Annotated in this window: 1 protein-coding gene; it reads right to left on the minus strand. The window is 53.4% G+C overall.

Annotated features, from left to right (window positions below):
* Positions 1–33: 33 nt before the first annotated feature.
* On the minus strand, positions 34–573 hold a 540-nt coding region (locus ACI77I_RS32115), incomplete at its 5' end, for an IS3 family transposase (protein WP_263472729.1).

Genomic DNA, 573 nt, shown 5'->3' on the forward strand with positions numbered 1-573 from the left:
TGAAGTGCGCCCCAAAAGTTGGACAGCTAATGGTTAGGCTACCGCGGACCGGGTTCTGTAAGCCACAGGGCTCAGTCCGCCAAGCTTCGTTTTGATTCGCTTATGGTTGTAGTAATGGATGTACTTATCCAGCCCGGCCTGCAGCTGAGCAACGCTGTCGAAGCTTTCCCGATAGTAAAACTCCGACTTCAGGGTACCGAAAAAGCTTTCCATTGTGGCGTTGTCATAGCAGTTCCCTTTGCGAGACATGCTCTGTTCCAACCCGGCTTTTTCCAGTTTTTCCCGATACTTTGAGTGTCGATAGTGCCAACCCTGATCCGAGTGCAGCATGGGTTTGGCGCCTTCGGGCAAGCGCTCAAGGGCCAGCTCCAGCATGTCGCCTACCAAGGCGTATTGGGGGCGGACGGCGGTCTTATAGGCCACAATCTCTCCGTTGTACAAGTCCAGTACTGGGGACAGATACAGCTTTTTGCCGGCCACTTTGAACTCGGTGACATCGGTCACCCATTTCTGATTTGGTTGCTCAGCTTCGAACTGACGAGCCAGGATATTGGGCGATACCTCTCCCATTGG

This window comes from Pseudomonas sp. D47, from assembly GCF_045447305.1.
Classification (GTDB): domain Bacteria; phylum Pseudomonadota; class Gammaproteobacteria; order Pseudomonadales; family Pseudomonadaceae; genus Aquipseudomonas.